This window comes from Motilibacter deserti (genome assembly GCF_011250635.1).
Lineage (GTDB): Bacteria > Actinomycetota > Actinomycetes > Motilibacterales > Motilibacteraceae > Motilibacter_A > Motilibacter_A deserti.
This window is the reverse complement of sequence record NZ_JAANNP010000075.1, coordinates 1-9,385: the sequence shown is the minus strand read 5'-3', so window position 1 is coordinate 9,385 and position 9,385 is coordinate 1. Positions and strand designations below refer to the sequence as shown.

The window sequence follows — 9,385 nt, the reverse complement described above, 5'->3', positions numbered from 1 at the left end:
GCTCGTCGGGGTCGAACGGGTCCGGCGGGCCGAAGAAGTCCTGCACGGCAAGGGTTCCCGACACCTTGCGCTTCTCGAGGATGCCCCAGTAGACGAGCAGGTCGTAGTTGAGGGTGAAGACGCGTTCGTACTTCTCGATCTCCCGCCCGATGGCCTCGCACGTCGCCGGCGGCACGAATGACCATGGGACGTGCACCCGGTGCACCGCGTCGAGGAGGCCTCGCTGCACCTCGTCGTAGAGCGCGGTGACTGTCGACGTGTCCTGGCCGAGCGCGGCCAGCAGGGTGCGCGTGCGCCAGAGCGTGTCGAGCACGCCCTCGAAGTCGGTGGTCCCGAGAGCGCCGAACGCCTTCTGGGCCGCAGAGGTGAGGGCGGCCCGTTCGTAGAGCGCGCTGTAGCGGAAGTCCGACCAGACGTTGATGCTCACCCCGTTGCCGATGAGCAGCGTGGGCCAGCGCGACGCGGCGGCGACCTCGTCCCACGACGGCAGGTGCGGCGTGACGATGTCGGCCATCGGTCTCCTCGTGCGGTGCGGAAAGCGCCGACGGCGACGATGCACTGCCGCGGGCGGGCGCCGCAAGGAGCGGCGGGTCCTGCACGGCGCGGACCGCGCCCGGCTGACGCACTATGGAGGAGTGGACCCCGTACGCGACGACGGCGGCGCGCTCGACGTGCTCGCCTGCCTGGCCTCCGACGGCGAGGTCGTGGTGCTCAGCGGCGCCGGGCTGTCGACGGAGTCGGGGATCCCGGACTACCGCGGGCCGTCGGGCGCCGCGCGCCGGCACACGCCCATGACCTTCCAGGCGTTCACCCGCGACGAGCAGGCGCGCCGGCGCTACTGGGCGCGGAGCTACCTCGGGTGGCGGCAGATCGCGGCGGCGCGGCCCAATGCCGGGCACCACGCCGTGGCCGAGCTGGAGCGGCGCGGCCTGCTGGCCGGCATCGTGACGCAGAACGTCGACGGGCTGCACCAGGCGGCGGGCGCGCGGTCCGTGCTCGAGCTGCACGGCAGCCTCGACGCCGTGGTGTGCCTGGACTGCCGGCGCTCCAGCCCCCGGGAGGAGCTCGACGCCCGGCTCCGGGACGCGAACCCGGACTGGCGGCCCGTCTCCGGGCCGGTCAACCCCGACGGCGACGTCGACCTCGCCGACTCCGAGCTCGACGGCTTCGTCGCGGTGCCGTGCACGGGGTGCGGCGGCACGCTCAAGCCAGACGTCGTGTTCTTCGGCGAGACCGTGCCGCCGGACCGGGTGCAGGAGTCGTACGCCCTGGTCGAGCGGGCCGGGCTCCTGCTCGTCCTGGGCTCGTCCCTCACGGTCATGTCCGGCTTCCGCTTCGTGCTGCGCGCGGTCAAGCTCGGCGTGCCCGTCGCGATCGTCAACGCGGGGCCGACCCGGGGGGACGCGTACGCCCGGGTGCGCATCGACGCCCCGCTCGGGCAGGTGCTGCCGGTGTTGGCCGGCTCGCTCGGTGCGGCGCTCGACGTGGCGCAGCCGGCGTAGCGGGGGGACCTGTGGAGCGCCAGGCCCGCTATAGCGAGCGCAGCGCTCCACGTCCTCGCTCAGGGGCTTCCGCAGCGCCCTCCGACGCCCGACCGGGAGAAACGCGAACTGCCCCCCCACCTGGAGGTCGCGGGCAGCGGTGTTGTCGCGGGAGGAGTGCCCCGACGACAGGCGGGACACGTGGATGGAGCGGGTGACGGGAATCGAACCCGCACTGTCAGCTTGGGAAGCTGATGTTCTGCCATTGAACTACACCCGCGTGCGCATACCCCGGAGCCGGAGCCCCAGGGACGAGCGGAGCCAGCATAGCCGCTAGCGTGCCCGCGTACGGAAGCCACCATCCGATGCGGCTCCCGCCCGAGCCCGAGGAGGCGCAGTGATCCTGTCCGACGGGACGATCCGGCGGCTGCTCGCGGAGGGGCGGCTGGTCATCGACCCCATCGAGCCCGGGCAGGTCCAGCCGGCCAGCGTGGACGTACGCCTCGGCTCGGAGTTCCTCGTCTTCCGCAACCACACGGCCGAGGTGATCGACCCGTACGAGAAGCGGGACGACCTCATGGAGAAGGTGCGGGTCCCCGAGGGACAGCCGTTCGTGCTGCACCCCGGCGAGTTCGTGCTGGGGACGACGCTGGAGGCGATCGGGCTGCCCGACGACCTCGTCGCCCGGGTCGAGGGCAAGAGCAGCCTGGGCCGGCTGGGGCTGCTGATCCACGCGACCGCGGGGTTCGTGGACCCGGGCTGGACGCGTGGCCAGATCACGCTCGAGCTGTCCAACGTCGCGACGCTGCCGATCAAGCTCTGGCCCGGCATGCGCATCGGCCAGCTGTCGTTCCACTGCCTCGACGCGCCGGCCGAGCGGCCGTACGGCCACCCGGACCTGGGGTCGAAGTACGTCGGGCAGCGCGGCCCGGTGGCCTCGCAGTACCAGCAGAACCGGCACGCGGCGGAGCCGGACCAGGAGCCGACGGCGATCGACGCCCCGCCCTGACCGAGTAGCTCAGCCCACCGCCGCCGGCAGCGCGAACGGCTCCGGCCACACCTCGCCCGCGGGGACCGGCCGGCGCAGCAGGTAGCCCTGGGCCGAGTCGCACCCGAGCTCGCGGATGACCGCCAGCTGCTCGGGCAGCTCGACGCCCTCGGCGGTGGACTCGACGCCGAGCGCGTGCGCCAGGGCGATGATCGCGCCGACGACGTGCCGGTGGCGCTGGTCCAGGTGGACGTCCCGAATGAACCGCCGGTCGATCTTGAGGCTGTGCGGGGCGAACTCCTCCAGGTAGGACAGCGAGGAGTAGCCGGTGCCGAAGTCGTCCACCTCGACGCGCACGCCGAGCGCCGCGAGCGCGGACAGGTGCAGCGCCGAGGCGTTGGGGTCGCGCATCAGCGCCCCCTCGGGTATCTCGACGCCGAGCGCGGAGCCGGGCAGGCCGTGCGCCCGCAGCGCCGCCTCGATCCGGTCGACGAGGCCGCTGCTCAGCTGGGTCGGCGAGATGTTGACGAACACGCGCTCGGGGTGGCCGACGGCCCGCCAGGCCGCGGCCTGGGCGCAGGCCGCGTCGAGCACCCACTCGCCGAGCTGGACGATCAGCCCGGACTCCTCGGCCTCGGCCAGGAACTCCGCCGGCTCGACGATCCGGCCGTCGCGGCGCCAGCGTACGAGCGCCTCGCACCCGCGCAGCCGGCCGTCGCGCAGCCCGACCACGGGCTGGAAGCGCAGCTCGAGGTCGCCCACGGTGACAGCGCGGCGCAGCGACTGGGTCAGGTCGAGCACCCGGCGCGCTCGCTCGGTGCGCTCGGTGTCGTGCCGGGCCAGCCGGGCCCGCCCGCCCTCCTTGGCGTCCAGCAGTGCGCCGTCGGCCCGGGCGAGCAGGTCCGAGGCGTCGGTCCCGGGCTCGGAGATCGCCAGCCCGACGCTGGCGGTCTGGACGAACTCGCGGCCCTGCACGAGCAGCGGGCGCTCGAGGCTGTCCAGGATGCGCAGCGCGATCCGCTCGGCGTCCTCGGACCGTGGCAGGTCCTCGCACAGCAGCACGAACTCGTCGCCGCCGAAGCGGGCGAGCGTGTCGCCGGGGCGTACGACGCTGCTGAGCCGCTGGGACACCTGCAGCAGGAGCTCGTCGCCGAACGGGTGGCCGTAGGTGTCGTTGGCCAGCTTGAAGTGGTCCAGGTCGATGAAGAGCGCGGCCAGGGTGGCGGGCTGGCGCTGGGCGCGCGCGACCGCGTGGTTGACCCGGTCGAGCAGCAGCGAGCGGTTCGGCAGGCCGGTGAGCGGGTCGTGCGTCGCCCGGTAGGCGGCGTCGCGCTCGGCGGCCCGGCGCTCGGTCACGTCGTCGTAGATGATGATCGCGCCACCGCCGGCGCGCGGCACGGCGCGGCAGTGGTACCACCGCTCCTCGCCGTCCCGGGGGCGCATGACGTCGGACTCGTACGCCGTGTTGCGCCCGTCGAGCAGGTCCTGGACGGCGGCGCCGAGGGCTCCGAGCGACGGGCTGACGAACTGCAGCGAGACCTTGCGCAGCAGCGTCGGGTAGTGCATTCCGCTGTCGTCGCGCAGCCGTGGGATGGCCGGGTCGTCGGCCAGCGTCTCGGTCCACCGCCGGTTGACCCGCTCGACGCGGCCGTCGGCGTCCAGCACGACGAGCCCGACGGGCAGGGCGTCGATGATCTCGGTGATGTGGCCGACCGTGCTGGCCAGCTCGGCCTCCGTGCTGCGCCGCTCGTCGACCTCGCGCCGCATCGCGTCGAGCAGGTGGGCGTTGTCGACGTGCACCGCGACGCGCTGGGCCAGCAGGTGCAGGAAGCGCTGGTCCTCCTCGGAGTACGGCGCCCGCAGCGCGCTGCGCCAGACCGCGATCGCCCCCCAGGCCCGGTCCCGGCCGTCGATGCGCTCGGCGAGCACGTGCGTGCCCTCCCCGGCAGGCATCCTCGCCGCGTAGTCGCCGGCGTTCTCCTCCGCCTGCCCTGCCGTCAGGAAGTTGGTGCGGACCGCGCCCACCTGCAGGACGCGCCGCAGCAGCCCGGGCGGCACGGTCTCCGGTGGCGCCGTCCGCGAGAAGGCACGTACGCCCTGCTGGACGCTGGCGTCCCAGTGCACGAACGACAGCGCCCGCGCCCGGGTGGGGTCGTCCGGGTCGACGAGCGCGACCGCGCACGCCTCGCCCAGCACGTCGCGGATCGTCCGGGCGACGCAGTCGGACATGGCCGCGGGCTCGGTCGCGGTGTTGGCGAGCGAGTCCGAGATCGTCGCCACGGCCTCCTGCCGGGCTGCCGCCGCCGCGAGCGCCGCCTCCGCCCGGCGGCGTTCCTCGACCTCGCGCCGGGCGGTGAAGAGCAGCCGCGCGTTGTCGAGCTGGAGCCCGACCCGGTCGCAGAGCGCGCGCAGGCTCTCGAGGTCGCCCGGGACGTACGGCGGGCGGTCCTGACCGCGGATGACGAAGACCGCGCCGATCGCCCCGCGTCGCCCGTCGATGCGGCGGGCGATGAGCCGCAGCGGCGCCATGGCCTGGATCAGCGGAGCGGCCTCGGCCCCGACGAGGTCGGCGATCTCGTCCTCGTTGACGAGTGTCAGCCACACCTCCTCCTCGTCGAGGGCACGGGAGACGGCACCGCCTGGCACGAGCCCCTTCGCCTGGGCCGCGCGGTGGTCCAGGACCCGCTGCAGCGCCCGTTGCAACGACGCGTCCGGGTGCGCCACGCCGATGTGCTCGGGGTGCCGGCCCGACGCGTCGAGCACGACGACCGCCGCCGGGTCGCCGAAGATGGCCGACGCCGTCCCCGCCACGGCGCTCGCCGCCGCTCGGAGGTCGTCCGCAGCCTCGGCCAGGCGCTCCGGGACCGCCGCCAGCAGCCCTTCGCGCGCCAGGGCGCTCGCGTACGCCTCCTGCGCGGCGTGCCGGCCGGGCTCGAGGACGCGCGTCTCAGCGGCCTGCCGCGCGTTCTCCAGCGCGAGTGCGAGCCCGGACGCGGCGGCGCCGGCGAGGGTGAGGTCGCCGGCCGCCGACGCGTCGCCAGCCCGACCGCTGCCGGAGCGCTCGGAGCCCAGTGGTCGGACGAGGGCGAGCGCGCCGAGGGAGCGGGCGCCGACGCGCAGGGCGGCCACGAGGACGCGTACGTCGCCCAGCCCGGGCGGGGGGCGCTCGTCGCCGGCGCCGGCTCCGAGTGCGCGCAGCCCCTCCTCGCCGGTGAGCGCGACGGGCGCAGTGGCGGCGAGCGCCAGCGCGGGGGCACCGTTCTCCGCGTTCACGGCGGCGCGCGCCCAGCGGCCCAGTGCCGCGGCGACGGCCGGCTCGGAGTGCCAGGCTCCGATCTCCGGCGGTGCCCCCGCCGGGCCGCTCCAGATCACGCAGCCGACGTCGTCGCGGAGCGCTTCGGCGACCGTGGCGGCGAGCGCCGAGACGTCGCGCACGGCGTCGCCCGGGTCGCTCAGTCGCTCGAGCACGTGCAGCAGCACGTTCCCGGCCGACGGCCCGTCCGCGCGGGGCCGGTCGGCGTGCTGACCCGGTTCACCAACCGTCTCCACGCGATGCCCTCCTGGCTCACGCTAAGGCTGGGACCCCATCGGTCCCTTGGCAAGCCCGGGACGGCTTTGTACCCCTACGGGTGGCCTCGCGCGGCCTGACAACGATGACGACCGGCCGTGGCGCCAGGAAATCTAAGGAAGACGCTCTAGAACACGAGGTGGACGAGCCAACGCAGGGCGGGCACCAGGACGTGCGGCGCCGCGATCACGAGGAGCAGGCCGGCGACCACCGCGGCGAGGAGGCGAGTGGCGAGCCCCGGGCCACCGTCGGGGCCCCGCAGGCTGCGCAGCACCCGCCGAGCGTACGCGGGACGGGCGGTCGGCGGGAGGCGTAGCCGTGCGGCCCTGGGAGCCGACAGCGCGATGAGCGAGTCGGCCGCGCGCGGGTGGGGCCCGTTCAAGGAGCGGGAGCGGGCCGGCGCGCCGCGGGCAGCGGCAGGTGCGGGAGCCTCGGGAGGAGGCCCGTCAGCTGCTGGCGTCCTGCAGGTCCGTGGGGGTGTAGCCGGTCGCCTTGCGCCACAGCACGGTGGCCTGCCGCGACGCGACGAGCCGGGTGAGGCCGATGACCGCGCCGGACAGCAGCGCCCAGCCCACCGCCTCCTGCCAGGAGACGTCGGGGTCCTCGGGGTTGGCCGGCGGCTCGTTGCCCGTCAACGCCTTCCAGGCGCCGGTGACGGACTTGCGGCCGACCCATGCGGCCGCGATGGCGGACACGGCCGTGACGGCCTTGAACCCAACCCCGCCGGATGCCTGCTTGGCCATCTGTCCTCGCCCTCTTCCGCGCCTCGTCTGACCGCACCCTAACGGGGCGCGGATCGCCCGAACCCCGGGCGTGGGCTCCGCCTGCCCTGAGACGCTGGGGAGCATGCCGCCTGCTCCCCGTCCTGCCGTCCCCACCGGGCTTGGCGCGCCCGGTGGCGCCGATGCGCCTGGAGCGGATGGCCTCGGCGGGACGGCGGCGCTCGGCGCCCGCCGCGACGTACGCCTCCTGCTCGCCCTCGCCGCGGGCTGCTTCGCGGTTCTGCTGGGGATCTGGGCGTTCTTCGGGCGCACGCGGCGCGGCATGATGGCCGACTCCTACGGGGTGGGCGGCGCCGGCAACCTCAAACGGTGGCTCGGCGACCTGCTCTACGCGCCGCTGGACACTGTCTCGGTCCCTTCGCTGCTCGTCGCGTCCTGCTGCCTCGGCGCGGTCGGGCTCGCGCGACGCCGGCCGCGCCTGGCCGCCGCGGCCGTCGCGGTCCAGGCCGGCGGGCCGGTGCTGACCGCGACGCTCAAGCAGCTGCTGGCCCGGGACGTCGAGAACGGCTGGGTGCACACGCTGCCGAGCGGCCACACGACGGTGGCGACCTCGTTCGCGCTCGCCGCGATGCTCGTCAGCGCCCCCCGCTGGCGCCCGGCGGTCGCGCTGGTGGGGACCGCGTACGCCGTGGCGGTCGGGGTCGCCACGATCGGCATCCAGGCGCACATGCCGAGCGACGTCGCGGCGGCGTACGCCGGCACGCTGGGGTGGGCGCTGGCGGTCGTCGCGGTCCTGCGCGCTACGGGCCCGCGCGCCGGCCGGTCGGGGGACGGGCGGGTGCGGGCGTCGCTGCGGCGGGTCTACTGGCAGGTGGTCGTGCTGGGCGCGGCCGCGGCCCTGCTCGGCGCGTTCGGGCTGATCGTCCTGGGCCGCCTGCTGCTCGCGCCGCCGGAGGTCGTCGGCTCCTTCTTCGAGGCGGCGTTCGCCGGCGCGGCGTCCGGGGTCGCGGCGGGCGCGCTCGCCGTCGTCGCGGCCTGGACCGTCGTCCTGGCGGCGCTCGACGTCGATCGCCCGGCTGCCGCTGCTCGCAAGAAAGTTGAGCCGCCGGGAATCAACTCGGTTTGACGGCCGTTGACCCGGGCAGTCAACATGAGCCGCATCGGCTCAACCCGAACTTCCCGGAGGTACTACATGGCCCGCGCGGTCGGCATCGACCTCGGCACGACCAACTCGGTCGTCTCGGTCCTCGAGGGCGGCGAGCCCACCGTCATCGCCAACGCCGAGGGCGCCCGGACGACGCCGTCGGTCGTGGCCTTCGCCAAGAACGGCGAGGTCCTCGTGGGCGAGGTGGCCAAGCGCCAGGCGGTCACGAACCCGGACCGCACCATCCGCTCGGTCAAGCGCCACATCGGCACCGGCTGGACCGTCGAGATCGACGGCAAGAAGTACACCCCGCAGGAGATCAGCGCGCGCGTGCTGCAGAAGCTCAAGCGCGACGCGGAGTCCTACCTCGGAGAGCCCGTCACGGACGCGGTCATCACGGTCCCGGCGTACTTCAACGACGCCCAGCGCCAGGCGACCAAGGAGGCCGGCGAGATCGCGGGCCTCAACGTCCTGCGCATCGTCAACGAGCCCACCGCGGCGGCGCTCGCGTACGGCCTGGACAAGGGCGAGAAGGACCAGACGATCCTCGTCTTCGACCTCGGTGGCGGCACGTTCGACGTGTCCCTCCTCGAGATCGGCGAGGGCGTCGTCGAGGTCAAGGCGACCTCCGGTGACAACCACCTCGGTGGCGACGACTGGGACCAGCGGATCGTGGACTGGCTGGTCGAGAAGTTCCGGGCCGCGCACGGCGCCGACCTGTCCAAGGACAAGATGGCGATGCAGCGCATCCGCGAGGCCGCGGAGAAGGCGAAGATCGAGCTCTCGAGCCAGCAGCAGACCTCGATCAACCTGCCCTACATCACCGTCGACGCCGAGCGGAACCCGCTCTTCCTCGACGAGACGCTGTCGCGCGCCGAGTTCCAGCGGATCACCGCCGACCTGCTCGAGCGCACCAAGGTGCCGTTCCGCAACGTGCTGCGCGACGCCGGCGTCCCGGTCGACAAGATCGACCACGTCGTGCTCGTCGGCGGCTCGACCCGCATGCCCGCGGTCGTGGACGTCGTCAAGGAGCTGACCGGCGGCCGTGAGCCCAACAAGGGCGTCAACCCGGACGAGGTCGTCGCCGTCGGCGCCACCCTGCAGGCCGGCGTGCTCAAGGGCGAGGTCAAGGACGTCCTGCTGCTCGACGTCACCCCGCTGTCCCTCGGCATCGAGACCAAGGGCGGCATCATGACCAAGCTCATCGAGCGCAACACGACGATCCCGACCAAGCGCTCGGAGATCTTCACGACCGCGGACGACAACCAGCCCTCGGTCCAGATCCAGGTCTACCAGGGCGAGCGCGAGATGGCCTCGCTCAACAAGCGGCTCGGGATGTTCGAGCTCACCGGCCTGCCGCCGGCGCCGCGTGGCGTGCCGCAGATCGAGGTCACCTTCGACATCGACGCCAACGGCATCGTCAACGTCCACGCCAAGGACCTCGGCACCGGCCGCGAGCAGCGCATGACGATCACCGGTGGC

The 9,385-nt window shown here is 74.0% G+C and carries 8 protein-coding genes and 1 tRNA gene; 4 read left to right on the top strand and 5 right to left on the bottom strand.

Annotated elements, in window-relative coordinates:
* Positions 1–514: DUF4917 family protein (locus tag G9H71_RS19470; protein ID WP_166284451.1), on the bottom strand; the 514-nt coding region annotated here is incomplete at its 3' end.
* Between the two features lie 121 nt (positions 515–635).
* Between G9H71_RS19470 and G9H71_RS19465 the strand changes: the two genes are divergently transcribed.
* Positions 636–1,502, top strand: coding sequence for an NAD-dependent protein deacetylase (locus tag G9H71_RS19465; RefSeq protein ID WP_331273132.1), 867 nt, complete (start codon positions 636–638; stop codon positions 1,500–1,502).
* Positions 1,503–1,687: 185 nt separating this feature from the next.
* On the opposite strand, the gene G9H71_RS19460 is transcribed toward G9H71_RS19465, so the two are convergent.
* Positions 1,688–1,761 (bottom strand) — tRNA-Gly (locus G9H71_RS19460).
* A 117-nt stretch (positions 1,762–1,878) separates the two neighbouring features.
* Here G9H71_RS19460 and dcd point away from each other — a divergent pair.
* On the top strand, positions 1,879–2,490 hold the full coding sequence (gene dcd / locus G9H71_RS19455) for a dCTP deaminase (RefSeq protein WP_166284449.1): 612 nt from the start codon (positions 1,879–1,881) through the stop codon (positions 2,488–2,490).
* A gap of 9 nt (positions 2,491–2,499) precedes the next feature.
* Here dcd and G9H71_RS25300 read toward each other — a convergent pair whose 3' ends face one another.
* From G9H71_RS25300 to G9H71_RS19440, 3 genes are all read right to left on the bottom strand, one after another.
* Positions 2,500–6,018, bottom strand: a complete 3,519-nt coding sequence (locus G9H71_RS25300; RefSeq protein WP_166284448.1) for an EAL domain-containing protein — start codon at positions 6,016–6,018, stop codon at positions 2,500–2,502.
* A gap of 146 nt (positions 6,019–6,164) precedes the next feature.
* Positions 6,165–6,311 carry a hypothetical protein gene (locus G9H71_RS19445; RefSeq protein ID WP_166284447.1) on the bottom strand — a complete coding sequence of 49 codons (147 nt, stop codon included), beginning with the start codon at positions 6,309–6,311 and terminating at the stop codon, positions 6,165–6,167.
* 172 nt (positions 6,312–6,483) lie between these two features.
* Positions 6,484–6,780: a DUF4235 domain-containing protein gene (locus G9H71_RS19440; RefSeq protein ID WP_166284446.1), complete on the bottom strand. Its 297-nt coding sequence runs from the start codon at positions 6,778–6,780 to the stop codon at positions 6,484–6,486.
* Between the two features lie 103 nt (positions 6,781–6,883).
* On the opposite strand from G9H71_RS19440, the gene G9H71_RS19435 reads away from it, so the two are divergent.
* Together G9H71_RS19435 and dnaK are read left to right on the top strand one after the other, a co-directional pair.
* On the top strand, positions 6,884–7,885 hold the full coding sequence (locus G9H71_RS19435) for a phosphatase PAP2 family protein (RefSeq protein ID WP_166284445.1): 1,002 nt from the start codon (positions 6,884–6,886) through the stop codon (positions 7,883–7,885).
* A 66-nt stretch (positions 7,886–7,951) separates the two neighbouring features.
* Positions 7,952–9,385: molecular chaperone DnaK (gene dnaK / locus G9H71_RS19430; RefSeq protein ID WP_166284444.1), on the top strand; the 1,434-nt coding region annotated here is incomplete at its 3' end.

Bases quoted from the DNA above. Each gene is read 5' to 3' on its own strand.
- G9H71_RS19440 (WP_166284446.1), bottom strand. From the start codon at position 6,780: ATGGCCAAGCAGGCATCCGGCGGGGTTGGGTTCAAGGCCGTCACGGCC.
- G9H71_RS19435 (WP_166284445.1), top strand. From the start codon at position 6,884: ATGCCGCCTGCTCCCCGTCCTGCCGTCCCCACCGGGCTTGGCGCGCCC.